22 protein-coding genes and 1 rRNA gene are annotated in these 24,913 nt (G+C 44.0%); all 23 read right to left on the reverse strand.

The annotated features are described in order from the left end of the window. A 16S ribosomal RNA gene (locus G590_RS0117260) occupies positions 1 to 166 on the reverse strand; the annotation flags it as partial. Positions 167 to 557: 391 nt separating this feature from the next. Continuing rightward, positions 558 to 1,403 (reverse strand): DegV family protein, encoded by an 846-nt coding sequence (locus G590_RS0117265; RefSeq protein ID WP_022766893.1) that lies wholly within the window; start codon positions 1,401 to 1,403, stop codon positions 558 to 560. Between the two features lie 14 nt (positions 1,404 to 1,417). Then, a complete protein-coding gene (locus tag G590_RS0117270) occupies positions 1,418 to 2,269 on the reverse strand; it encodes a hypothetical protein (protein WP_022766894.1) in 852 nt (283 codons plus the stop codon). A gap of 1 nt (position 2,270) precedes the next feature. Then, entirely contained in the window at positions 2,271 to 3,776 is a 1,506-nt protein-coding gene (locus G590_RS0117275) for a sensor histidine kinase (protein WP_022766895.1), read from the reverse strand. Between the two features lie 7 nt (positions 3,777 to 3,783). Beyond that, positions 3,784 to 4,461, reverse strand: a complete 678-nt coding sequence (locus G590_RS0117280) for a response regulator transcription factor (RefSeq protein WP_022766896.1) — start codon at positions 4,459 to 4,461, stop codon at positions 3,784 to 3,786. A gap of 16 nt (positions 4,462 to 4,477) precedes the next feature. Next, a complete protein-coding gene (locus tag G590_RS0117285; protein WP_022766897.1) occupies positions 4,478 to 5,086 on the reverse strand; it encodes a hypothetical protein in 609 nt (202 codons plus the stop codon). Then, complete coding sequence (glgX, locus tag G590_RS0117290) at positions 5,076 to 7,253, reverse strand: glycogen debranching protein GlgX (protein WP_022766898.1); 2,178 nt, start codon at positions 7,251 to 7,253, stop codon at positions 5,076 to 5,078. Before glgX ends, G590_RS0117285 begins: the two co-directional genes overlap by 11 nt. A gap of 171 nt (positions 7,254 to 7,424) precedes the next feature. Beyond that, the gene (locus G590_RS0117295) at positions 7,425 to 8,837 is read right to left on the reverse strand and encodes an oxaloacetate decarboxylase subunit alpha (RefSeq protein WP_022766899.1); all 1,413 of its coding nucleotides are present in this window, start codon (positions 8,835 to 8,837) and stop codon (positions 7,425 to 7,427) included. Positions 8,838 to 8,874: 37 nt separating this feature from the next. After that, positions 8,875 to 10,017, reverse strand: coding sequence for a sodium ion-translocating decarboxylase subunit beta (locus G590_RS0117300; protein WP_022766900.1), 1,143 nt, complete (start codon positions 10,015 to 10,017; stop codon positions 8,875 to 8,877). 47 nt (positions 10,018 to 10,064) lie between these two features. Further along, a complete protein-coding gene (locus tag G590_RS0117305; protein WP_022766901.1) occupies positions 10,065 to 10,427 on the reverse strand; it encodes a biotin/lipoyl-containing protein in 363 nt (120 codons plus the stop codon). 26 nt (positions 10,428 to 10,453) lie between these two features. Further along, positions 10,454 to 11,305, reverse strand: a complete 852-nt coding sequence (locus G590_RS20915) for an OadG family transporter subunit (RefSeq protein WP_196802515.1) — start codon at positions 11,303 to 11,305, stop codon at positions 10,454 to 10,456. A gap of 17 nt (positions 11,306 to 11,322) precedes the next feature. Beyond that, positions 11,323 to 12,753, reverse strand: coding sequence for an acyl-CoA carboxylase subunit beta (locus G590_RS0117315; protein WP_022766903.1), 1,431 nt, complete (start codon positions 12,751 to 12,753; stop codon positions 11,323 to 11,325). Between the two features lie 125 nt (positions 12,754 to 12,878). Beyond that, positions 12,879 to 13,448: an SMC-Scp complex subunit ScpB gene (gene scpB, locus G590_RS0117320; protein WP_022766904.1), complete on the reverse strand. Its 570-nt coding sequence runs from the start codon at positions 13,446 to 13,448 to the stop codon at positions 12,879 to 12,881. A gap of 1 nt (position 13,449) precedes the next feature. Then, entirely contained in the window at positions 13,450 to 14,199 is a 750-nt protein-coding gene (locus G590_RS0117325) for a segregation and condensation protein A (RefSeq protein WP_022766905.1), read from the reverse strand. Then, on the reverse strand, positions 14,189 to 15,073 hold the full coding sequence (locus G590_RS0117330) for a metallophosphoesterase (protein ID WP_022766906.1): 885 nt from the start codon (positions 15,071 to 15,073) through the stop codon (positions 14,189 to 14,191). Before G590_RS0117330 ends, G590_RS0117325 begins: the two co-directional genes overlap by 11 nt. Positions 15,074 to 15,195: 122 nt before the next feature. Then, positions 15,196 to 15,372 (reverse strand): 30S ribosomal protein S21, encoded by a 177-nt coding sequence (gene rpsU / locus G590_RS0117335; RefSeq protein ID WP_013280615.1) that lies wholly within the window; start codon positions 15,370 to 15,372, stop codon positions 15,196 to 15,198. A gap of 149 nt (positions 15,373 to 15,521) precedes the next feature. Continuing rightward, positions 15,522 to 17,330, reverse strand: a complete 1,809-nt coding sequence (locus G590_RS0117340; RefSeq protein ID WP_022766907.1) for a hypothetical protein — start codon at positions 17,328 to 17,330, stop codon at positions 15,522 to 15,524. 10 nt (positions 17,331 to 17,340) lie between these two features. Then, positions 17,341 to 19,992 (reverse strand): alanine--tRNA ligase, encoded by a 2,652-nt coding sequence (gene alaS, locus G590_RS0117345; protein ID WP_022766908.1) that lies wholly within the window; start codon positions 19,990 to 19,992, stop codon positions 17,341 to 17,343. Positions 19,993 to 20,002: 10 nt separating this feature from the next. Continuing rightward, positions 20,003 to 21,412 carry a glycine--tRNA ligase gene (locus tag G590_RS0117350; protein WP_022766909.1) on the reverse strand — a complete coding sequence of 470 codons (1,410 nt, stop codon included), beginning with the start codon at positions 21,410 to 21,412 and terminating at the stop codon, positions 20,003 to 20,005. Positions 21,413 to 21,440: 28 nt separating this feature from the next. After that, complete coding sequence (locus G590_RS0117355; protein ID WP_022766910.1) at positions 21,441 to 22,061, reverse strand: hypothetical protein; 621 nt, start codon at positions 22,059 to 22,061, stop codon at positions 21,441 to 21,443. 72 nt (positions 22,062 to 22,133) lie between these two features. Further along, on the reverse strand, positions 22,134 to 22,793 hold the full coding sequence (gene recO / locus G590_RS0117360; RefSeq protein WP_022766911.1) for a DNA repair protein RecO: 660 nt from the start codon (positions 22,791 to 22,793) through the stop codon (positions 22,134 to 22,136). A 9-nt stretch (positions 22,794 to 22,802) separates the two neighbouring features. Beyond that, positions 22,803 to 23,870, reverse strand: coding sequence for a GTPase Era (gene era, locus G590_RS21750; protein ID WP_026494245.1), 1,068 nt, complete (start codon positions 23,868 to 23,870; stop codon positions 22,803 to 22,805). Then, positions 23,854 to 24,885 (reverse strand): DUF4349 domain-containing protein, encoded by a 1,032-nt coding sequence (locus G590_RS20105; protein WP_022766913.1) that lies wholly within the window; start codon positions 24,883 to 24,885, stop codon positions 23,854 to 23,856. Before G590_RS20105 ends, era begins: the two co-directional genes overlap by 17 nt. Between the last annotated feature and the right edge of the window lie 28 nt (positions 24,886 to 24,913).

The raw sequence follows: 24,913 nt of genomic DNA on the forward strand, positions 1-24,913 counted from the left end.
CTATCCCCCAGTATGAGGCAGGTTGCCCACGCGTTACTCACCCGTCCGCCACTAAGTTTACTCAAGATTCTGCCGAAGCTTCATCAGCGAGTAAACTCCGTTCGACTTGCATGTGTTAGGCACGCCGCCAGCGTTCATCCTGAGCCAGGATCGAACTCTCACGTTTAAATAAGTTAGTTCAATTCCAGCCAGAACTAAAACGTTAGCTTTTCGTTCTGTCCGTTATTACTTTTGGTTTGTTTCTTCTGAATAATTCTCTTAGAATTTTTCAGGGTTGCATTACTGTTTATTTGTCAAGGTACAGGAGCCTAGAACCCGCTCCACTGCTGCGTTTGCGCCGTTTTGAACTCATCAGCGCCGCAACGAATATTACTATATCACCCACCAAAAACAATGTCAACAACATTTTTCAAATTTTTTTAAAGTTTTTATAATTGCAATCAAAAAACGGCGCAACCACGCCGTTTTCGAGTTGTTATTTTAAATAATTATGCAGAAAATTATAAAGACATTATAAAAAAGCGCTATCCTAAAAAGGATAGCGCAAATGAATTTGTTTATTCTTCATTTATGAACAGCACTCCGAGAGTACCGGGGCCGCAATGTGATGAAATAACGCTTCCCGCACGGGTTTCGATGATCTCATCAAAGCGCCCCAGACCGGCCAGATACAGCCTTACCATGGTGACCAGTTCTTTGCTGCAGCCCGAGTGGGTTATGAACACCCTCTCTTTCTTGGCACTCTTTAGTGCCTCTTCCATGTCTTTTACATAATCATTTATATATTTCCTCGGAAGTCCTCTGTACTTGTTTTCAGGCCTCATACCGCCATCAACTACAGCAATCCTGGGCTGGAGTTTTAAAGCATTGCCAAAGTAAGCCGCCACACCTGAGCACCTTCCGCCCCTGTAGAGGTATGTAAGTGTGTCGACAACAAAACTGGCTCTGACATTGGGCCTGAGCTTTTCAATATAGTCTACAATTGCTGTTGCACTCTCACCTTGCTCGGCCTTTTGAGCAGCTTCAATTACAAGAAGCCCTATTCCTGTTGAAAGGTTTTTGGAATCTATTACATGAATATGATCCTCCATTGTAAGTTCCTCGGCTGCCAGCATACAATTGCTGTAGCACGAAGACATGGAGGCTGAGATCGTAAATATTATAAAATCATCCGCATCATATTTATGAAGGATGTTTATTATGTCAGAAACACTTGGAGCAGCTGTACTTGGAGTCTTTTCCGTTTCATCGGACCACTTGTATATATCAGCCGGAGTTATGTTAACTCCGTCCAGATACTCATTTTCTCCAAGTCTTACATACAAAGGAATAATGCCTATATCATATTTCTGTATCAGCTCAGGTGACAGATCACATGTGCTGTCCGATAAGATCTTGATCATTGCCATTCTCCGATTTATTTAAGGATAACTGTCTCTGTCTCACCCTTAATGGTAACATTCATTCCCAAACTCTCTATCTTTGTAGAGTCGCTGTCGCTTATCTGAGTAAGGACTACTACGCTTTCGTGAGCTCTTGAATCAATTGTTCCCGCATATGATGAGAGGTCATTTGGCAAAAATGTAACTGATGAATATCCTAAATCCTTGCCGTTAAGGATTATCTTAAAACTAAGTCCCAAAGGGATCATGTTTACTGATTTCGATGAATCCGAGCCATTATACAGGTCGAAACGAAGAACAAGAAGCTTCTTGCCCTTGTCAGCATTTACAACATAGCTCTTGGAGCTCTCAGGATATGTACTTGATACCATATACCCCTGATAAGAAAGGAATATATCCTGCATTATCTCCTGAGATTCATCAGAAGAAAGGACAATTGCATTTGGATCGGCAGTAGTAGTACTTTCCTCTGTCTCTGTGCTTTCTTCTCCCTGCGTCTGCTCGATTTCAACTCCTGTATCAGGATCCGTTGTAAGGTTCTGCTCTTCAGGTTCTACCGGTTCTGTCTCCTGAACCGGTGTAGGTATTTGCTGCTCTGCTTTATTCTTGGCTGCCTTCTCTTTTGCAAGTTCAAGCTCTGCGGCTCTTGCAGCTTCTTTCTGACGTTCTTTTAAAACCTCTTTTACATCCACAACAACAAGTCGCTCCTGACCGTTATTGGAATACTTCATCAAAAGACCTGCAGCATACTCCACAGTCTGTTTGTACTGTTCCTCAGTCAGATCCGGAAACTTCTCTCCGCATCCTGTCATTATGAGTGTTAAGCCTACTATTAGTGCCGCCTGCAAATACCTTGATTTTTTCATACTATTTTGTCTCCAGTTCAAAATAGAATTCAACACCATTATCGTAATTTATAACACCGTACTTCTGATGCATACCCTCCATAATGGCCTTTACAATGGAGAGGCCTACACCACTTCCCCCGTACTCTCTGGTTCTTGCCTTGTCAACTTTATAAAACTTCTCCCAGATATGTCCTATGCTGTCTTCCGGAATGGGCTCTCCGGTATTAAACACTGAAACTCTTACGTGATTGTCCTCTGTGGTGGTAATCTTGACTTCTATTACCATATCACCGGCTATATGATTGATGGCATTGCTGTAATAATTCTGCAGTACTTCCTCAATCTTGAATTCATCGCCCCATACAAATATCGGAGGATACTCATCAAACTTAACAGTAACATCCTTCTGTTTAGCCAGCATTGAGGCAGATTTCAGGTAGTTCGAAACCATGTCGACAATATCAAATCGCTCCATATTGGCACTGTCATTGCCAAACTCAAGCTGATTGAGGGTAAGGAGCTTTTTGACCATGATATTCATCTTGGAAGCTTCATCCATAATGACTTCACAGTAAAAATTTCTGCTCTCTTCGTCATCATTGATGCCTTCCTTAAGTCCCTCTGCATAGCCCTGGATAAGAGCAATGGGGGTCTTGAGCTCATGTGATACATTGGACAAAAACTCTTTTCGCATCACATCAATCTCTTCCTTGCGGGCAATATCACGTTTTAGTGCTATATTTGCATTTTTGAGCTCTTTGATATTGCTCTCAAGGGTTTCAGACAGCTCGTTCATATTCTGACCGAGAACATCAATCTCATTTCTGTACTCATTCTCAGGGACATACTTTGCTTCGAAATTGAGCTTTTTCATGTCATCCGAGATGTAGTAGAGTCTTTTGATCGGGTCCGTTACTTTTTTACAGATATAGAGAATTAGAACCGAACCTACAACAATGGCAATTACCGCCACATATACCATGAAAGTATTTGATATGGATACGTTATCCTTAATACTCTCCATTGTTGTCCTGACAAGGATCAGGTTTCCGTTTCCGACAATTCCCCACATCTCAAGGTATTGCCTTCCTGTGCCCTTATCAACGGTAATTTGGAGAGTGTAATCATCGCCGTAATCAATGATCGTCTTATCAGAAAGCTCACTCGCAGCTCCTGTTGCTGAAGTGATCATGTTATCCCACAGGACCTTGGCAAGTAGTTCTGCGTTATTACTGGATGTCTTAAGCGTTTTGGAATCAGCGTCCAAAACTATCATTTCGATATTGTATCTCTCACAGATGTGGTAGATCTCAACATCGAATTCTTCTGATGTGATATCACCGTTTCCGATTGCCTGAGATATGCTCCTATAAGCAGCTATGATAGCCTCTCTCTTGTTCTGGATATAAAATCTCTCCATAAAGAAGAGGTTAACAACAAGGCACATTAAAAATGTGCCTACCATAATGCTGATAAACACAGCACTTATCTCAAATCGCAGTGAATGGATTTTCCCCTTTTTCATTTGGTACTTACGCCTCGAACTTGTAGCCCATGCCCCAGATGGTCTTTATAAGCTCACCCTTTTCACCAAGCTTGCCTCTGAGCTTCTTAACATGGGTATCAATGGTACGTGCGTCTCCAAAATAGTCATAGTTCCAAACGTTGTTAAGTATCTTTTCACGGGAAAGAGCTACTCCTTTATTCTCAAAGAAGTATGACAAAAGCTCAAACTCTTTATAGCTGAGCTCAACTTCTTTTCCGTCGACCTGAACACTGTGAGCAACCTTATTTACTACAATTCCACCGATCTCCATCACCTGATTGTTAACAGACTGACCGGTTGTTCTTCTGAGAATTGCAGAAACTCTTGCTGCAAGGATCTTGGGACTGAAGGGCTTTGAAATATACTCGTCTACGCCAAGCTCAAATCCAAGCAGCTCATCCCTCTCTTCTGCCTTGGCGGTAAGCATGATGATAGGCACCTTGGATGTTGTCCTTATCTCTCTGCATACCTCCCAGCCGTCTCTTTTGGGCATCATTACATCAAGAATTATAAGAGCTATTTCATTATCTGCATAAAATGTATCAAGTGCCTGCTGTCCGTCCTCCGCTTCAAGAACGATATATCCGTCCTTGGTCAGAAAGTCCTTAACAAGTTTGCGCATTCTACTCTCGTCATCAACAACAAGTATCTTTAAATCGTCCACTGATGGTTCCTCCTGTCTAATTAGTTCCGTTATCCTCATAATAGACCGAAGTATCCTCGATGCCAAGCTTTTTTTCAGCTTCTCTTACAGCTTTTTCCCTGTCTGTAAGGTCCTGCTCCCATGACGAATATCGATTTGTAATGTTTTTCCTGTAGTTAATGATATTATCGGTCTCACTGGTAGTTGCTATGTAAAACATCAGCCCTACAAGGATCAGAAGCACTATATTCAGGATAATCGAAAATACAGTTTTGAAATTTGTGCTTTTCTTTGGTTCTGCAGGGATTATCCTCTGCTTGACATTTAATGTATCCAGCGCAGAATGCCTTGTCATGGACACATTCAAAGGAATGGGAGTAAGATCCTCCTCTTTAAACCCACTCTCAAGAAGCTTTCTCCTTAATCCCACCAGATATCCCCAACCTATAGGTGTCTTGAATATCTTATTCTCTATAGATTTTTCATATACAGCTTTGATGTCGTTCGGTCTGCTCGCTTTTACCCTGCCCTCCAAGACTTTGATCTTTGAAAGGTCCATCTCTGCTTTTTGAGCATCATTTTCCGATAAAAACTCATATCCGCCGACTATTAATTTATCTCTGCCGTTTCCTTCATCAGCCGCCATATTCAGCTCCGTAAGATGCTATGAATACGTTAACACTTCTGGCCTTAAGAGTCTTGTTGCGCCATGTCATGGGTTTTGGTCTGTTGTAAAAATACTTACCGCTCTCATCTCCGGTATCAACGCAAAGCGCCCAGTATGCTCCTTCCGGAGGATTTGGAAGCATGATCTGAATATCTTCCCAGTATGCATTAACAGCCAGATATACGATGTCATCGTGGCCTTTCTTTTGGATATATCCTGCATATCTTACACATATTACTCTTGAATCCTTGGTGATATTACCGTGATCAGGATTCTCCGTATGCACTGAGATTGATGGATATCCGCATTGAGCAGGTCTAAGCTCCTTCCTGATAGAGGGATGCTTTCTCCTGAACTGGATCATGTTTCTGTAGAAGTCAAAGAAACTCTTGTTTTTATCAAGCAGTTCCCAGTTCAGCCAGGAAATCTCATTATCCTGACAATATGCATTGTTATTTCCAAACTGAGTGTTACCAAATTCATCCCCCGCATAGATCATAGGGGTTCCTCTGCTGCACATAAGAACGGTTATGGCATTTCTCATCATTCTGAATCTGAGGTCTTTTACAGCGGGATCATCCGTCTCACCTTCAATTCCACAGTTCCAGCTTCTATTGTCATTGGCTCCGTCTGTATTGTTCCAGCCGTTGTCCTCATTATGCTTGTTATTGTAGGTATAAAGGTCATACAGGGTAAAACCGTCATGACAGGTAATAAAATTAACTGAAGAATCGTATCCGAGATATGAACCGCCATAAAGGTCCATTGATCCCGTAATCCTCTTTACCGCTTCCGGCGCAGACCAGATATCGCCCTTAAGATATGATCTGATATCATCACGGTATTTGCCGTTCCACTCAGCCCATCTCTTCCATGCGGGGAAATTACCTACCTGATACATTCCGCCGGCATCCCATGCCTCAGCAATGAGCTTTACATTGCCGAGTATCGGGTCGTAAGCAAGTCTTTGGATAAGCGGAGGCTTCTCCATCGGTGCTCCGTCCTGATCTCTTCCCAGAATGCTTGCAAGATCGAATCTGAATCCGTCAACTCTGTACTCCTCTACCCAGTACCTCAGGCACTCCACGATAAACTCCTGAACCATAGGATGATTACAGTTCATGGTATTTCCGCATCCGCTGAAGTTGTAGTACTGTCCATAGGGTGTCAGCAGATAGTAAATATTGTTATCAAATCCCTTGAAAGATATAAACGGTCCGTTTTCATTACCTTCAGCTGTATGATTGAACACAACATCAAGGATAACTTCGATTCCGTTATCCTTGAGTGTCTTTATCATATGTTTGAGCTCAACACCCTCTTTGTTGTACTCGCTCTGAGATGCATAGCTTGTATTTGGTGCAAAAAAGCTTATAGTGTTATATCCCCAGTAATCAAGAAGAGTCTTGCCGTTTACCTCTCTCTTGTCCCTGGTCTCATCAAATTCAAAGATAGGCATCAGTTCTACCGCTGTTATGCCAAGTCTCTTTAAATACTCAACCTTCTGTTTTATTCCGTCAAAAGTCCCCCGGAACTTAACTCCCGAAGACGGATCCATGGTAAATCCCCTTACATGCATCTCATAGATAACCGAATCGCACATAGGGATTCCAAGGGAATTGGTATCATTCCACTCAAAGTTGTCCCTTACAACCCTTGCTCTGTAAGCTCCGTCCTTATTAGGGTTCTGTCCCCAGATTCTCTGACCGGAAACAGCCTTGGCAAATGGGTCAAGGAGCAGATGGTTTTTATCGAACAAAAGACCTTTCTCCGGCTCCCAGGGACCGTCAACGCTGTAGGAATACTCCAGATTCTCAATATCAAGGCCAAATACGATCATTGAATACACTTTGCCTATTCTATAACTCTCAGGAAAAGGAATCTGCACAAAGGGCTTTATTTCACCTCTTTTATACAAAAGAAGTGTTATGGAAGTTGCCCCATTGGAATAGGCAGTAAAATTAACGCCATCTGTGAGCATGGTGGCGCCGTTGATATTGTAGAAGCCCGGCCTTATCCTGTAGCCGTTCACCTCATTGAGAGCAAGCAGTTGCCTTCCCACATCGGCTTTTCTGAGCTCTCTCGGCTGGCTTTCACCTATTTCTACAGGTTTTTTTGTCCTAGCATGTCTTCTAATCTCGTCCATATATACATTTTACCACTACTGTGCAATGCAAAGAATAAAAAAAGTTGAAATTTCGTGTAAATTAAGCCGTTTAAAACAAAAAAGAGATGAATTTTCGCATTGTTTAGCAAAATTCATCTCTTTTTGAATATTTAGGTTATAGGTGATATACGGATTGCTCCGTCTGCTATATCACACAGGGTATGCCCCATTCTTAGTATCAGCTGCTGTAAGATCAACCTTGTCCTTCTGAGCTGCACGATACTTGAAGAAGTCTGTAGCAACCTGAGGGAACAATGCATATGAAAGAACGTCCTCATCCTGCTCTTTCCACTGTGCAACTTCCTTCTCGAATGTAGGAAGTCCGGGTGCAAGCTTGTCTGCAGGTCTGCAGGTAATAACCTCTCTGTCACCGATGATCTTCTTCTGAACTTCAGGATTGAAAGGCTTGATTGTCTTACCATACTCGCCGGCAAGAAGATCCTTGGTCTGGTCTGTAGCAACCTTGTATCTCTCACCCATAAGTACGTTCATAACGGCCTGAGTACCAACGATCTGTGATGAAGGTGTAACAAGAGGCGGCTCACCGAAGTCCTTACGAACTCTTGGAATCTCCTCAAGCACTGTTGTGTACTTGTCGCTTGCGTTCTGCTCTTTGAGCTGGCTAACCATGTTGGAAAGCATTCCGCCGGGAACCTGATACATAAGAGTCTTGATATTAACACCAAGAACCTTAGGATCCATAAGTCCGCTTGCAAGGCACTCTTCTCTGTATGGTCTGAAGTAATCAGCGATCTCAGCAAGAACCTTCTGATCAAGTCCTGTCTCGAAAGGCTGTCCCTTGAAGGCCTCAACCATAACCTCTGTTGCAGGCTGTGATGTTCCGAGAGCGAATGGTGAAATAGCGCAATCGATGATATCAACACCAGCCTCAGCAGCCTTCATGTATGTCATGCTGGCAACACCTGAGGTGTAATGTGTGTGAAGGTCGATAGGAAGCTTAGTAGCACTCTTAAGAGCCTTAACAAGTTTCTCTGCCTCGTAAGGAAGGAGAAGTCCTGCCATATCCTTGATACAGATTGAATCTGCACCCATGCTCTCAATATCTTTTGCAATGTTCATCCAGTACTCTTCTGTGTATGCATCACCAAGTGTGTATGCAAGAGCGATCTGTGCATGTCCACCTTCCTTCTTGCAGGCCTTAACTGAAGCCTCAAGGTTACGAAGGTCGTTCAGACAGTCGAAAATACGGATGATATCAATACCATTAGCAATTGACTTCTGTACGAAGTACTCAACTACGTCATCAGGATAATGCTTGTATCCTAAGATGTTCTGTCCACGAAGGAGCATCTGAAGCTTGGTGTTCTTGAATCCTGCCCTGAGCTTACGAAGTCTCTCCCATGGATCTTCCTTAAGGAATCTCATTGAAGCATCGAATGTAGCACCGCCCCAGCACTCAACAGCGTTGTATCCAACCTTGTCCATAGTCTCGATGATTGGAAGCATCTTCTCTGTAGGCATTCTGGTCGCGATAAGAGACTGATGAGCGTCACGGAGAACGGTCTCATTGATGCGAACTGGTTTTCTCTCTAATTCTGCCATATCTAATATCCTTTCTAAGATAATTATTCTCTAAAACTTATACCCCGAAGACCGCCATAAATGTTCCGGCAACAACGGCAGTACCGATAACTCCCGCAACGTTAGGTCCCATAGCGTGCATGAGCAGGAAGTTTGATGGATCATACTCCTGACCAACCTTCTGTGATACACGGGCAGCCATAGGAACGGCTGATACACCGGCTGATCCGATAAGAGGATTGATCTTGCCTCCTGTAACAAGGCACAGGAGCTTACCGAGAAGACATCCGGCAGCTGTACCAAAGGCAAATGCTATAAGTCCAAGTACAACGATGATAAGAGTTGTCTTATTAAGGAATGCCTCAGCACTTGTTGTAGCACCGACAGATGTACCAAGAAGGATAACTACGATGTACATAAGTGCATTTGAAGCTGTCTCCTGAAGCTGACGAACAACACCTGACTCTCTGAAGAGGTTACCGAGCATCAGCATACCGATAAGAGGTGCTGTTGTAGGAAGGATCATACATACAACGATTGTAACGATTACAGGGAAAAGAATCTTCTCCAGCTTGGAAACTTCTCTAAGCTGCTGCATTCTGATGGTTCTTTCCTTCTGTGTTGTAAGGAGCTTCATAATAGGTGGCTGTATCATTGGAACCAGAGCCATGTAAGAATAAGCTGCAACGGCGATAGGTCCAAGGATTGATGTCTGGTGGAGCTTGGATGCAAGGAAGATAGATGTAGGACCATCTGCTCCTCCGATGATTGATACTGCTGCAGCCTGCTGGTCATTGAACCCAAAGGCAATGGCCATGAAGTAAGCTGAGAAGATACCAAACTGAGCTCCGGCTCCCATAAGGAAGCTGATTGGGTTGGCAATAAGCGGACCAAAGTCTGTCATAGCTCCTACACCCATGAAAATAAGTGAAGGAAGGATTGCCCACTCATCCAGAATGTAGAAATAATGGAGAAGTCCGCCGGCTGCACCGCCAACAGGCTCTGCCATGATTTCAGGATAAATATTTACAAGTAACATACCGAAAGAAATCGGTACCAAAAGCAAAGGCTCAAATCCCTTGGCAATTGCCAGGTACAAGAAAACAAGCGCTACAACGATCATGATGTAGTTGCCAGGTTTCATTGTTGTGAAGGCTGTCTGTTGCCAGAGATTAGATAATGTATTAACTATGTAATCCATTCGTATCCTCTTTCTGTTTTTTCAAACTTTAAGTTTCTCTGACCTTATTAGTTAAGAGTAGCCAGTACTCTTCCTGCCTCAACTGAATCGCCGGCTGCAACATCGATGCTTGCTACTGTTCCATCTGAAGGAGCAACCATAGGGATCTCCATCTTCATTGACTCAAGAGTAATAACTGCATCACCCTTCTTAACGGCCTGTCCTACGCTGGCATCAATTCTAAGAACCTTACCTGCTGCGCCTGCCTCAATCTTGATTGAACCTGCGCCTGCGCTTGCCTTCTTGGCAGGTGCTGCTGGAGCCTTAGGAGCGGGAGCTGCTGCTCTTGCTGCAGGAGCTGCTCCGCCTGCGCCTTCCTCTACTGTTACATCATATACGTTTCCGTTAACGGTTATTGTATAGTTCTTCATTGTTTCTCCTTTCAAAGCTCACTGGCTTATCTGTTATTCTTCCATTTTGAATTTACTCTTCTGATAGATCTTACTGTGAAGCCATCAGTAGATGCGCTTCCCTCATATGCTGCGATAGCTGCCGCAATAACTGCAACAAGCTCTGCATCAGAGGAAAGATCTTCTTTGTCAGCAATCTGAGTGATTGTGTTATCCATTGCCTTCTGGGCAATTTCCTTATCGCTCTCTTTCTTCTTTCTGCCTGTTCCGGAGATAAGCGGGAACAATGAAATGATAAGAGAAATAATGATAAGTACTGTGAATGCCATACCCATTCCAAGAAGGGTATTAAGACCGGCATTCTCAAGCTTCTCACCGGTGGTCTTATTGACTGTTACACCGAGGTCTGTAGGAAGGCCTTCGTTGTTTAAATACATCTCCATAAGAGCATCGTGTTTGGTTCCTGTGACTGTAGCGTCTATTACAAGAACCCCATCGCCGTTGATAAAGTAAGATGTTTCTGTAACGCTTACTTCATCGGCCAATGACTCGTTTGATGTAAATCCGATATCCTTAATAGCCTTATACCAGCTATCATATCCGGATTTGCATGTCTCAAAGAAGTCATCATCGTAGCTGATAGTTCCGTTCTGCTGGTTAGCAGCTACGTCAAAGTACAATTCCTTTTCAAAATTCTCCGGTGTTACGCCTTCAAGATACCATTTCTCGAATAACTGATCCTCGAAAATATTGGCATAATTGTCGACGAATTCACCTGTAAATTTATTGGGATCGTATCTGCTTCCTTCTACTGTGTTGATAGCAGTTTCTTCTCCACAGCCTGTAAGTCCGAGAAGGCAGCTCATTACAAGTCCCAAAACAAGTATTTTATGCTTCATTCTGAGTGCTCCCTTCATTAAACTGTGCCGTGTTTCTTAGCAGGACGCTCATCCCTCTTTGTAAAAAGCATCTCAAAGGCACCGATGACATACTTTCTTGTGTCAGCGGGCTCAATGATCTCATCTACATATCCTCTTGCTGCAGCACTCTTAACGTTGTTCTGAAGCTGAGCATATTCTGTAGCTGTCTTGGATACAGTCTCAGCATCCTTGCCATCACAGATGATCTTGGCTGCAATATTTGCATCCATTGTTCCGATCTGTGCATCAGGCCAGCTGATTGTAATATCAGCTCCAAGTGCCTTGGAATTCATTACAACATAAGCGCTTCCAAAAGCCTTGCCTGTTACAAGGTTAACCTTTGGAACTGTAGCGTTTGCAAGAGCAAATACAAGCTTACCTGCAGCCTTGGCAACATGCTTCTCGTCACACTGGGTTGACCCGAAGCCTGTAGCATTTGTAAGTGTAAGAACAGGGATATCAAAAGCATCACAGAAGTTAATGAACTCAGCTGCCTTATTGCAAGCATGAGCTGTGAGCTTGTCACCAAACTTCTCTGCTTCCTTGCCGTTCTCATCAAAGAGTGCTGTACGGTTTCCTACAAGACCAACAGTTGATCCGTTTAACTTAACGAAACCTGTAACCATCTCTTTTGCGTAATCTCTCTTAGTCTCAAAGAATACGCCGTTATCAGCGATCTGACCTGCGATAAGTGCAGGATCTGCTGTGAATCCGTCGAGATTCTCGCATCCTCTGTTGAGATCGTCTGTGCACTCGTCATAAGAATCACCGTCTTCGTTGTTGGAAGGAAGAAGTGATACAAGCTCTCTGATCTGAGCATAGACAGTAGCTTCATCAGCTACAACATCAACATTGCCTGCGTTCTCGCTCTGCCACTTGGCACTTGATGTATCAAGCTTCTCTTTGTAGTTGCCATCAAGTACGTTAGGTGAGTTGACAAAAAGCTTAGCCTTGTCAGACTCCATGAATGTGAAATCTGTAATTGAAGGGATTAAAGCAAGTCCTCCACCACATGTTCCAAAGACAGCTGTAATCTGAGGAACTACACCTGAAGCCTCCACCTGCTTAAGATAAATCTCACCGAATGCATTGAGTGCATCGCTGCCTTCCTGAAGACGAAGGCCTGCTGAATCGATAAGTCCGATAACAGGTGATCCGGTCTTGATAGCCAGGTCATAAAGACGGACAATCTTCTTGGCATGCATCTCGCCGATTGATCCGCCAAGCACTGACGAATCCTGGCTGTATACATACACCAGTTTTCCGTCGATGACACCGTAGCCGGTTACTACACCGTCTGATGGTGTCTCTTCCTGTTTCAGATTGAAATCTGTGCTTCTTGCTGTCACAAGAGCGCCGATTTCAACGAAACTGTTTTCATCGAGCAAAGAATTGATTCTCTGACTCGCTTGTGAAGAACTACTCATTTGTTTACCTCCATGAATATATTTTTATGCATAAATTCCGCAACTTTAGTCACAGTATAGTATACCATAAAACCTGGCAAAAAAAAGGGGAGAATGCTAAATAATTCACATTCTCCCTAGGTTTTTTAAATATCAAGTTTTAAATTAACCTCTGCTTCGGCCTGTGCCTTGAACTCTTCCACCTGAACAGTGCCTATTGCCGGCAGTTCTTCGATGGAACGAACGCCAAAACTCCTGAGGAACTCCTCTGTGGTTCCGAACAAAAGAGGTCTTCCCGGAGCATCGAGCCTTCCAAGCTCCTGGACCAGTCCAAACTCCACAAGTCTGTTGACTGCGTGATCGCTGTTTACACCGCGGATCTTCTCGACTTCAAGCCTTGTAATAGGCTGTTTGTAAGCGATTATTGAAAGAGTCTCCATCAGCGAATCTGTGAGCACTGCCTTTTTGGGTGCCTTGGCAATCTTGACCAGATACTCGTACATCTCCTTTTTGGTACAGAGCTGAACAGCCTTATCAAGTTCAATTATGCCTATTCCGCTGTCCTCTTTTTCATATTTTTCTTTCAGATATGCTATATATTCCTTAATATTCTTGGGTTCTTCCTCCATTGCCTTAGCAAGGGCATTTATTTCAACGGAATCTCCCATGGTAAAAAGAATAGCTTCAACAATGGCTGCGCCTTCTTCTCTGGTCATCTTAGCTTGCCTTTCTTGATGTTATTATTATGTCGCCGAACGTAGTCTCCTGCTCGATCTCAATCTCGCCCAGCTTCATCTCTTCAAGCATAACGAGGAAAGTAACGATTATCTCTGTCTTGCTGTGCTGCTTCTCAAGAAGCTGTCTGAAGCTGAATCTGTCATGCTCTCTTATGTATGCCTTGATGTAAAGCGTCTTGGCATCCATGTCGATCTCTTCCTTCTCGATGTTACCGAACTTGCTTCGGATAGGATCGACCTTGTCCTCCTGTCTCTTTAAAAGCTCCTGGAAAATGGAGTTTAGCTTAGTCAGCGTGGTATCACCGATAAGGTCTGAAAAGTCGATGGGCATCTCGTAGTCCTTGACTTCCTGCGGCAGGTCTTTGGCCCTGAACCACTGCATATCGGCATCCATCTGCATATCCTTGAGCTCATAGGCCATGTACTTGTACATCTTGTACTCAAGCAGCTTCTCGACAAGTTCGGCTCTCGGATCCTCTTCCTCGCCATCCTCATTGACCTCTTTGGGAAGAAGCATCTTGCACTTGATGTCAATAAGTGTCGCTGCCATCACCAAAAACTCGGAGGTTACGTCCATGTCCTCTTTCTGCATGGCATTGATATATGCCATATACTGTTCTGTTATTGTAACGATAGGAATATCGTAAATATCTATCTGATTCTTATCTATAAGGTGCATCAGAAGGTCCAGCGGTCCCTCAAACACCTGAAGTTTGACCTCAAGTGACATTCTTTTTCCCCTTTAATCTGATAACGGAAACCTCTCCGGGATTAAACATTCTCACATGAATGGTATGTGTTCCAAGACCTCTGCTGAGTATCATTGTGCTTCCGTCTTCCTCATACTTGCCGCCGTCATATTTAGGGAAAAGAGATATCGCAGGCGATATTACTCCTCCTAAAAGCGGAAGCCTTATTATGCCTCCGTGAACATGCCCGGCCAGTGAAAGATCCGCTCCCCATTTGGCATAGTTTTTAAAATAAATGGGATTGTGAGCTATCAGAAGCTGGAAGTTTTCTTTCTCAGCACTGTTAACACGACCTATAAGAGTATCAAGGTAACCATCGCTCATTTTTACCTTTACGATCTTGGTAAAAAATCCAAGAGGAAGGCACAGTCCTGTAACTCTTATATTCGTCCCTTCCATCATAACTGAGCTGTTCTCAAGATATTTGACGCCTGCTCTTATAAGCCTGTTCTTATATCTGTCAAACAGATTTCCAAAGCTATCCCTGTAGGTCTTGATCTTTTCCTCATGATTACCGTTTGAAACATAAACAGGATATTTGGAAGCAAGCTCTTCCAAAAGGCGAAGTCCCGAATCAACTTCAACATTACGGTGACTCTTGGACGCAGTGATCATATCTCCCGCACACAGTATTGCATCGGGCGAAATCCTGTCGGCAGCCTCTATAAGCCTTTCATTCCCCTTGCCGTAGAAATAACCGTGAAGGTCGGTCAGGAAAACAAAGACATAATCCCCGTCTAACTTATCCGTTGAAACCTCATACTCATATACCTTGAAGTTATGGGTATCATGATAGATAACAACAGCCGATAAGACTATCAATAATGCAATTATGGCAAGATAAACAATCCACATAAACTATTTTCCATTTCAAACGTAACAAGAAACATTTTATCACAGCTAATCAAAGATTTGTACTTTGAGTTGTATATAACATAAAAAGGTCCCCGGTAAAACCAGGGACCCTTCTCATTGATTTAGTTATATTTGCGCTTTCTTGCTGCTTCAGACTTTTTCTTGCGTCTTACGCTTGGCTTCTCGTAGTGCTCTCTCTTACGAATCTCCTGCTGGATACCAGCCTTTGCGCAACTTCTCTTAAAACGACGCAGTGCGCTATCCAAAGTCTCGTTTTCTTTTACTACTACAGTTGACATCTCTACTCTTACCCTCCCTTCAGTCCCTTCAAGTACATGACTGATTGGGTTATTTGCTATGTTTTGAGCCATTTGCTCACATAACATCACATATTATTGCATAAAACCCTTTTCTCGTCAAGGGAAATTTTTAATTTCTTTTGTTTTATTTACTCATCTCTTTCGATACCAAGTAACTTAAATCCAAGCGAATTGTTACTGTATGGCCTGATATGAGCGATATATATACCGTTTCCGGGATCTTCTTCATCCCTCTTTTGCTGCCAGTTAAGATCTCCCATGGTCAGTTCATATACCGGTCCCATGTGGTAATCAAAACACTGCAGCTCTTCGTTGTAGTCCCAGTCATCCGGACCGTCTACTCGATTTCTGTTTCCATAGCCGCTGGCATATACCAGTTCATCATAGCTTGGACTGTAAAGCAGAAGTGATGAATCTCCCGGATAAACACTTGGATTATCCTGCATCACATCATTTACATCAAGCTCCAAAGAGAACAGATCACGATAAAAAGTCTTGGCATAAGCAAGGCATCCGTTCAGTACATCCTTTTCACCGATGGCCTTACTGTAGAACTGCTCAAACTCATCCTTACCGATCTCGTCCTTAAAGTACATCTTGGTACCGTTATTGCCGTGATCTACTATGCAAGCAAAACGTTCAGACTGGATATACTCACTGTCCTTACCGATTCCTGCCCTTAAGTACATCTGCAGAAGAAGCGAATCCTCAGAAAGAAGTGCTGCCAGCTCCTGTGTGGTTCCAACAGGTACTACATATTCCTTTTCCTGTTGGTCATACAGAGGTCTGCTGGTGACCATATTATCCATGATGCCCCAGAAGATATCCTTCTGCCAATCTGCAAGCTGGAAGTTGTTGTACTTCCTGTCAACAAACTCCTCGTAAGTCTCGAGCTTGTCGGAATCAGATCCGCTGAATCCGCAAAGATTGTAGAGAACATAAGAATAATATGCCTTCTGCCTGTCCTCTTCCTCATCCACTGGTCTTGGATATGTCAGTTTCATCTGATATATCTTGTCAGCTTCAACCCTGCACAGATCATATACGCGCTCGGCATCGGCTCCTCCGTCAGCATATGCTGTCAGGATAAAAATAGCATTATCCTTTTCCTTGGATATCTGGTTTTTCTCCACAACAGGTGCAAACAGTTTATCCTTTTCTGTCCTTAGCACATTCTCTGCCATGGCATCCATGTCTTTTTTGTAGCTCAGACCGTTTTCATAAACAGAAAACTCAGCAGTTGAACCGTCTGATCCGGAGAAAACAAGACTCCTTATCGTCTTACCGTACTCCGAACCGTCCTTGTTGTTGACCATTTTCACATCATTGTAAATATCTGATGGATAACAGAATGAAAAGCCGGTTATCTCCGAGTCATATCTCTTATACTTGGTATAGTCAAGAACCTGACCGTTTCCATAGTTCGCACGATTTGACTTAAAGAGTCCAAAATCTTCCATCAACTGCTCCGGTGAAACAAAAGTGCTCTCAGCCGATGCTGCATCAGGTACAGCGTTTACAATTTCCTGATCTGCATTTTCTATACCAAGATCTACTTTTGGCTTTCTGTTCAAAAGAAGCAGTCCTGCGCCAAGGCATACAACAATAAACAGCAACGATCCGGAAATTACGAGCTTAGACTGAAGTCGTCTCTTTGCAACTTCCTCCTCATACTGCCTGTTGTCATCTTCGCCTTTAAGTACGTTGTCAATGGGACCTTCATCAAGGAGCTTGTCCATCTGACTCTCTATCTTCGAAAGCCTTGCAAACAGCTCCTCGTATTCGGTTCCCGACATATCATTGTATCGATTCTCAGAAGCAAACTTCTCACCGATCTCTCTGATGATATGTTTCTTCTGAGTCTCGAGTTCTTTTAATTCTTCTTCAAAGGCGTCTTCATTTTGTGTCTTAATCTGTAGTAAATCGAATAGCCCCATCTTTTTCCTTTTATCCTATCTGCTCACCAAGGACTTTTTCTGCCTCAGCTATGGCATCTGCAATACCTGCAGGGTTCTTGCCGCCTGCCTGAGCCATATTGGGACGACCACCGCCGCCTCCGCCAACCTTAGGCGCTATCGCCTTTACAAGGTTTCCTGCGTGAGCACCCTTAGCCATTGCTCCGTCTGTAGCCATTGTAACAAGGTTAACCTTACCGTCAAGCTCAGAGATAAGAACTACTACGCCCTCACCGAGCTTAGTCTTCATCTGATCTCCCAGGTCTCTGAGTCCGTTCATGTCAACCCCCTTAAGGGATGTGGCAAGCAGCTTAACTCCTTTAACTTCCTTGACCTGATCGTTAACATCACCAAGAGCAGCCTTAGCCTCCTTGCTCTTTAAGGACTCATTCTCGCTCTTAAGAGCCTTGAGTTCCTCCTGGAGCTTCTTGATATGTTCTGTTATATCGGCAGGTGTTGTCTTGAGGGCCTTGGCAGCCTCATCAAGTCTGTTCTCAACATCTCTGTAGTAATTTCTTGCGTTGCTTCCTGTAAGAGCCTCAATACGACGAACTCCGGCAGCAACACCACTCTCTGAAACAATCTTGAAAATACCCACATGGCTTGTATTGGATACATGAGTACCGCCGCAGAGCTCAATTGAGAAATCTCCCATCTTGACTACGCGGACTCTCTCACCGTACTTCTCTCCAAAGAGAGCCATAGCTCCGGTCTTCTTGGCCTCTTCCATTGTCATCTCTTCTGTGACAACAGGAAGTGCAGCTGCAATCTTCTCATTTACAAGATCCTCAACCTTCTTGATCTCCTCAGCTGTCATTGCCTGATGGTGAGAGAAGTCAAATCTTGTCTTGTCAGGATCCTGATAAGAACCGGCCTGCTCAACGTGATCACCAAGAACCTCCTGAAGTGCCTTCTGAAGAAGGTGGGTTGCACTGTGGTTTCTGCAGGTCTTAGCTCTGTTCTCCGCATCTACGCAGAGCTTAACAGCATCTCCGGTCTTGAATGTTCCCTCTGTAACCTCACCTACATGAGCAGTTCTTCCGCCTGCAACATGGATGGTATCTGTAACAGTGAACTTAGCGCCGTTTGCGCCTTCAATAACACCGATGTCTCCGACCTGTCCGCCCATTGTTCCGTAGAAAGGAGTTACATCTGTGATAATGCTGCCCTTAGATCCTGCTGTGAGCTCATCTGTAAGCTCCTCATCAGCCATTGCAACAACTTTACCATCAGCTGTAATCTGTGTATATCCAACAAACTCAGAAGCTACTGACTCGTCAAGAGAATCGAATACTCCTGCACCTGTAGTAAGGTTAGCAGAGAAGTTCTGATTATCTCTTGCTTTCTGCTTCTGCTCTTCCATAGCCTTGGCAAATCCGGCTTCATCTACTGTAAAGCCTTCCTCCTCTGCAAGCTCAACTGTGAGCTCAACAGGGAATCCGAATGTATCATAAAGGAAGAATGCGTCCTTGCCGTCAATCTCCTTCTTGCCTTCGCCTGAAGTCTTATCAAGGATCTTCTTGAACTCCTTCATACCGTTCTCAAGAGTTGACTCGAAACGGTCAATCTCTCTTCCAAGTTCTCTTAATACGAACTCTCTGTATTTAACAAGGTTAGGATAGCTCTCTGAGTACTCATCAAGGTAAATTGTTGCTACTCCGAGGATCTGCTCCTTCTTAAGTCCAAGTGCTCTTGCATGTCTTACGGCACGACGGATAAGTCTCCTTAAGATGTAGCCTGCTCCGGTGTTTGAAGGAAGAAGCCTTGCCTCATCACCGATGAGCATTACTGCTGTTCTTGTGTGATCAGCAAGGATCCTCATGGATCTTGTTGACTTCTCATCTGCTTCGTACGCGATTCCGCTCTCTTTTGCAATATAAGCGATAACAGGAGCATGAAGGTCGATCTTGTATACATCATCAACGCCGTTAAGGAATGCAAGGATTCTCTCAAGTCCCCATCCGGTATCAACGTTCTTCTGTGAAAGAGGAGTAAGCGATCCGTCATGATGCTTCTCATACTGCATAAATACGTCGTTACCGATCTCGGTGTACTTACCGCAGTGGCATCCGGGGCCGCAATCAGGTCCGCAGTCCGGAACATCTTTTACATAGAACATCTCTGAGTCAGGACCACAGGGGCCGTATTCAAGGCCCCACCAGTTATCCTCAGCAGGAAGATAGAATATATTCTCAGGCTTAAATCCTGATTCAATACGGTATTTAGCACCCTCTTCATCTCTTGGTGCATTTTCATCACCTGCAAATACTGTAGCAGCAAGGTGATCTCTGTCAAATCCAAAGAGCTCTGTAAGAAGCTCATAGCTCCATTGGCAACGCTCTTTCTTGAAGTAGTCACCAAGAGACCAGCTTCCCATCATCTCAAAGAAAGTTCCGTGGCTCTTGTCACCTACTGAATCAATATCGTTGGTACGAACACATCCCTGAACGTTGCAAAGTCTTGTTCCCATGGGATGCTTCTTACCAAGTAAATAAGGCATAAGCGGCTGCATTCCTGCAACGTTGAACATAACACCTGTTGAACCGTCTGAAACAAGTGAAACGGCTCCGCAGTCAACGTGACCTCTCTTGATGTAGAAGTCCTTCCATGCCTTTCTAAGCTCATTAGCAGTAAACTGTTTCATAAATCCTCCATTAAAAATCAAACTTATCGGCAAAGAAGCTCTCAAGCTCATCAATGGCAATTCTCTCCTGCTCCATTGAATCCCTGAATCTTACTGTTACCTTGCCGTCTGTCTCTGAATCGAAATCGTATGTAATGCAGAAAGGTGTTCCGATCTCATCCTGTCTGCGGTATCTCTTACCGATGTTTCCTCTGTCATCGAACTCACAGTTGTACTTCTTGGAAAGCTGTGCGTAGATCTTCTCAGCGCCCTCATTGAGCTTCTTGGAAAGAGGAAGGATACCGATCTTAACAGGTGCAATAGCAGGATGGAAACGAAGAACTGTTCTCATATCAGGCTTGTCTTCTGTTCCAAGGTTCTCCTCATCATAAGCTTCGCAAAGGAATGCAAGAGCTACACGGTCTGCACCAAGTGAAGGCTCAACAACATAAGGGATGTACTTCTCATTGGTCTCATCATCGAAGTAATCCATTGACTGACCTGATGTCTCCTGATGACGTGTAAGGTCGTAATCTGTTCTTGAAGCGATTCCCCAAAGCTCGCCCCACTCTGTGAATGGGAATGCGTACTCAATATCTGTTGTGTGATCTGAGTAGAATGAAAGCTCCTCAGGATCATGGTCACGAAGACGAAGGTTCTCTTTCTTGATTCCGAGAGAAAGAAGCCACTCATAGCAGAACTTTCTCCAGTATTCAAACCACTCTGTCTGTGTTCCGGGCTTGCAGAAGAACTCAAGCTCCATCTGCTCGAACTCTCTTGTTCGGAAAGTAAAGTTACCTGGTGTGATCTCGTTACGGAAGCTCTTACCTACCTGGCAGATTCCGAAAGGCACCTTCTTACGTGATGAACGCTGAACGTTCTTGAAGTTTACGAAAATACCCTGAGCAGTCTCGGGACGAAGATATACTGTGTCCTTGGCATCTTCTGTTACACCCTGGAATGTCTTGAACATAAGGTTAAACTCTCTGATGCTTGTAAAGTCGTGCTTGCCGCATGAAGGACATGGAACGTTGTGATCATTGATGAACTTCTCCATCTCCTCATGAGACCATCCGTCAACTGAAGTCTCAAGTGTAATGTTATTCTCAGCAGCAAAGTCCTCAATGATCTTGTCTGCTCTGAATCTCTCGTGGCACTCCTTGCAATCCATAAGAGGATCTGAGAAACCGCCAAGATGTCCTGAAGCAACCCATGTCTGAGGGTTCATAAGGATCGCACAGTCTACACCTACGTTGTAGGGGCTCTCCTGTACAAACTTCTGCCACCATGCCTTCTTGACATTATTCTTGAACTCTACACCGAGATTACCGTAGTCCCAAGTATTCGCCAGTCCGCCATAGATCTCAGATCCGGGATAGATAAAGCCTCTTCCCTTTGCCAGAGCAACAATCTTGTCCATTGTCTTTGCTGATTTTTCCATCTTAAATATTCCTCTCTGTAAATGTTTCTTATTTTGAAAGAAGGAGCTGTGCGTAATCAGCGGTAACTGAGTGCAGCTCTGCTTCCTTTTTTCCGGGGCATGTAACTCCCTTTGACATATATTGGATATTATAGGGAGTCTTTATATTTGTCTTGTCGTTTGTGATGATAATGTGTCTGTCAGGATTCCTGTCGATTATGGAAGGATCGATCTTGTCTCCCTTATCGTCCACCAGATTCAGATTAAGCTCATACCCTGAATTTCTGGCCTCTTCCACTGTTCCGTAGAACAGATCCACCTGATTGTAATATGAATAGTCCGATGTGCTCTCAAAGTCCAATGTCAGCTTAACAACAGCCTCATCCTCGAGAAGCTGAGCATCTGAGAGCGTGATCCTGGGTGTTTCATACTCCGAATTGTATCCGGATATCTCATCTTCTGCCATGTTAGTAAGCTCATCAAGACTGTAGTAGTCCTTGTCGAACTCCTCATACAGGACGCTCTCCACCTTGCCTTCCTTGTCCACCGAAACGGTAGATACTCCGGCGGTCTCTTTTCCACACGCGGTAAGTCCTGTCACGGTAAAAGACATTACGGCTGCAGCCGCGAGTATTCTCTTTATCCGAAATCCGGATCCAAATTTACCCATTACTACCACCTTTTCACCTCACAAACAAAGTAATTATATCCAAATCATTTTTCTTTTTCAATAGCGCCTTCTTTACAGGGCATCGTCAAAGGTGGCGAGCATTTCCATGCTTTTAAGTGTCCTGTCAATAAACCTTGTTCTGTACAGAGATGTGACCTTGCACAGCTCATCCAGAACTTCATCACTTACATTAAAAGTATAGAGCTTCTCAAGCTGGGCGCTTTCTATATGAGAAAGTGCGTATCTTGTCGAGTCAAGTATCTCCATTTTAGATGGAGCACCCGGATACTCTCCCTCTATCTGTAGACTCTTTAGCTCAAATATGCATCTTGCAAGCTTATTGGGAATTGAATCCTTTTGAAGAGCCTTCAGAGATATGTACAAAAGGTTGAGCAGTTCCCTGTCTTCTATATTCTCTTTGGAATAGTAAGAAGCCAGTTCAAGGAAAAAGGTGCCGTAACAGGCACCTTCAAGATCCCCTCTAAATCCTTCGAAGTAGTTCTCTATATCCGCCTCTACTATATTGTAGGAACTCTTGCCCACAAAGAGCTTGAATGTCCCAAAGCAGAAAGGCTCAACTGTGCCCGATAGCCGTCCGTTTGGTTTTCTTGCACTTCTGGCAAAGGCTGTAATCTTGCCTCTCTCGGCGGTAAATATGGTTGCTACCCAGTCATAATCCCCGCTGGGACTATGCTTTAGTACTATTCCTCTGACGGTTATGATATCTTCCATCAAAAGCTCCTATTTAAAATCCTTTGGATTGTAACCAAAATTCTTCATCTGCTGCGTATCATCACGCCAGTCTCTTCTGACCTTAACAAAAAGCTGCAGATTGACCTGACACCCCACGAGCTCCTCGATGTCTTTTCTGGCTGCGCTGCCGATTCTCTTTAGCATAGCGCCGCCCTTTCCGATTACGATTCCCTTGTGGGAGTCCCTCTCGCAGATGACAGTTGCCTCAATATCCATTATTCCGTTTGGATCGTATGCTTCTTCCTCAGCATTCATGTCATCAAGTGAAAAGACTACGGGACCATCCGGAAGGTCTTCCATATCCTCTGCCATCTGTTTCTCCAGCGCGCTCTTCTTCGGAGGATGCTGATGTCTCTTTTTCTTGGGCTTTGGTGTCTCTTTCTCCCTCATCCTCATAGTCTCTATTGTAACAGCGATTCCGTGAGGTACCTCATCCTGAAGAAGGCGAAGTGCCTTTTCTCTTATGATCTCTGCTACAATCTGCCTCTCGGGCTGATCCGTAATGGTATCCTCGTCATAAAGCGCAGGTCCGTACGGAAGGAACTCCTTGATAGTAGCAAGAACTCCGTCAACATTCTGCCCCTTAAGAGCTGCCACCCTGACCACTTTGGCAAAATCCATTTCCCTTGTGTAGGCATCTTCAAACTTCTGAAGAGACTCGGGTGAAACGGTATCTATTTTGTTAATGACCAGAATTATTGGCTTTTTTGATTTCTTAAGTTCCTCAATGATTGACTTTTCAACTTCACCGATATAGGTGCTGGGCTCAACAAGCCACAGTATAAGATCAACCTCTTCCAGTGTGCTCTTTGCCACCTTGGTCATGTACTCACCAAGCTTATTCTTGGTATCATGAATCCCCGGTGTATCAAGGAATATCATCTGAGCCTCATCATCGGTATAAACAGTCATGATCCTGTTTCTGGTGGTCTGAGGCTTGTTGGAGGTTATAGCTATCTTCTGTCCGATGAGATGATTCATCAGAGTTGACTTTCCAACATTCGGGCGTCCTATTAAAGTTACAAATCCTGTTTTAAATTTACTTATTTCCATCATTTCCTTTTTCAGGTTCCTGTTTCTGTACAGGTGACTCTTTACTTGTGTTTACCGGCTGGCTCTGCATAGATGCCTGATATGCCGCCTGCATCCTGGCCGCCTTTTTTGCTTTGCTCTTTACACTGATCTTTCTGATGATCAGAACTATGATCAGGATAATAAGTACAAATACTAAAAGTCCCGGTATATGAGATACGAACCATACGAAGAACTCAACAATTGCTTCTCCCACATCTGAGAGGTTCTCCATGAATCCCTTGCCCATTCTTTTGAAAGCGCTCTCCTTCTCAACCGGAGTGAACTTAACCACTTCATCGATGTTCAGATATACAGTGCTGTAATCTACGAGGTTGTCATAGCTTCGAATCTGTGACTCAATGCTCTCCAGCTCGTACCTTACATCTGCAAGCTTATCCTCTACGGTTATGAGGTCCTCAACTGTCTCTGCAGACTCAAGGATCTCGAGGAGTCTCTTTTCCTCTGTCCTGAGTGAATTTCTCTTACTCTCAATATCCACGTAGGTAAGAGTGATGTCATCTACATTGACTGACTTTCTGGTTATGTTGGTGTTACCCTCAACCACATCAACGAAGGCATCCAGATTGGCAGCCGGGATTCTCGCTGTTATGCTGGCACTTCTTGATGAGCGTCCGGAATAGCTTGTTCCGTTATAAATATTGCTGGACTCGATGTATCCGCCAAGGCCTCTTACTTTCTGCTCTACAAGAGCAACGGTCTGCTCAAGGTCCTCGGTCTCTGTCTCGAGATTTACTGTTTTTATAAGCTTTCTGCTGGTATCCTGAACCTGCTCGGTAGAACTGCCTGAAGCAGTATCATAATCAGCCATTTCCTCAGCCATTGCAGGCTGTTCATACACGCCATAGTCAGCTGCGGTTTCAGTTGCTGCATACTTGGCTGATCCGGCAGAATCACTTGATGATCCACAGGCAGTGAGCACAACTCCCATGAAAAGAGCCATTGCTGCACCTAAAACTCTAACACTTCTCTTTTTCATAATTCCCCTCCTTTTGACAGAACCTCTG

It is taken from the genome of Butyrivibrio sp. XPD2006 (genome assembly GCF_000420865.1).
GTDB lineage: Bacteria > Bacillota > Clostridia > Lachnospirales > Lachnospiraceae > Butyrivibrio.

Excerpts from the sequence above, each read along its gene's own strand:
- G590_RS0117265 (WP_022766893.1), bottom strand. The coding sequence starts at position 1,403 with ATGATCAAGATCTTATCGGACAGCACATGTGATCTGTCACCTGAGCTG.
- G590_RS0117270 (WP_022766894.1), bottom strand. The coding sequence starts at position 2,269 with ATGAAAAAATCAAGGTATTTGCAGGCGGCACTAATAGTAGGCTTAACA.
- G590_RS0117275 (WP_022766895.1), bottom strand. The coding sequence starts at position 3,776 with ATGAAAAAGGGGAAAATCCATTCACTGCGATTTGAGATAAGTGCTGTG.
- G590_RS0117285 (WP_022766897.1), bottom strand. The coding sequence starts at position 5,086 with ATGGCGGCTGATGAAGGAAACGGCAGAGATAAATTAATAGTCGGCGGA.
- glgX (WP_022766898.1), bottom strand. The coding sequence starts at position 7,253 with ATGGACGAGATTAGAAGACATGCTAGGACAAAAAAACCTGTAGAAATA.
- G590_RS0117295 (WP_022766899.1), bottom strand. The coding sequence starts at position 8,837 with ATGGCAGAATTAGAGAGAAAACCAGTTCGCATCAATGAGACCGTTCTC.
- G590_RS0117300 (WP_022766900.1), bottom strand. The coding sequence starts at position 10,017 with ATGGATTACATAGTTAATACATTATCTAATCTCTGGCAACAGACAGCC.
- G590_RS0117305 (WP_022766901.1), bottom strand. The coding sequence starts at position 10,427 with ATGAAGAACTATACAATAACCGTTAACGGAAACGTATATGATGTAACA.
- G590_RS20915 (WP_196802515.1), bottom strand. The coding sequence starts at position 11,305 with ATGAAGCATAAAATACTTGTTTTGGGACTTGTAATGAGCTGCCTTCTC.
- G590_RS0117315 (WP_022766903.1), bottom strand. The coding sequence starts at position 12,753 with ATGAGTAGTTCTTCACAAGCGAGTCAGAGAATCAATTCTTTGCTCGAT.
- scpB (WP_022766904.1), bottom strand. The coding sequence starts at position 13,448 with ATGACCAGAGAAGAAGGCGCAGCCATTGTTGAAGCTATTCTTTTTACC.
- G590_RS0117325 (WP_022766905.1), bottom strand. The coding sequence starts at position 14,199 with ATGTCACTTGAGGTCAAACTTCAGGTGTTTGAGGGACCGCTGGACCTT.
- G590_RS0117330 (WP_022766906.1), bottom strand. The coding sequence starts at position 15,073 with ATGTGGATTGTTTATCTTGCCATAATTGCATTATTGATAGTCTTATCG.
- rpsU (WP_013280615.1), bottom strand. The coding sequence starts at position 15,372 with ATGTCAACTGTAGTAGTAAAAGAAAACGAGACTTTGGATAGCGCACTG.
- G590_RS0117340 (WP_022766907.1), bottom strand. The coding sequence starts at position 17,330 with ATGGGGCTATTCGATTTACTACAGATTAAGACACAAAATGAAGACGCC.
- alaS (WP_022766908.1), bottom strand. The coding sequence starts at position 19,992 with ATGAAACAGTTTACTGCTAATGAGCTTAGAAAGGCATGGAAGGACTTC.
- G590_RS0117350 (WP_022766909.1), bottom strand. The coding sequence starts at position 21,412 with ATGGAAAAATCAGCAAAGACAATGGACAAGATTGTTGCTCTGGCAAAG.
- G590_RS0117355 (WP_022766910.1), bottom strand. The coding sequence starts at position 22,061 with ATGGGTAAATTTGGATCCGGATTTCGGATAAAGAGAATACTCGCGGCT.
- recO (WP_022766911.1), bottom strand. The coding sequence starts at position 22,793 with ATGGAAGATATCATAACCGTCAGAGGAATAGTACTAAAGCATAGTCCC.
- era (WP_026494245.1), bottom strand. The coding sequence starts at position 23,870 with ATGATGGAAATAAGTAAATTTAAAACAGGATTTGTAACTTTAATAGGA.
- G590_RS20105 (WP_022766913.1), bottom strand. The coding sequence starts at position 24,885 with ATGAAAAAGAGAAGTGTTAGAGTTTTAGGTGCAGCAATGGCTCTTTTC.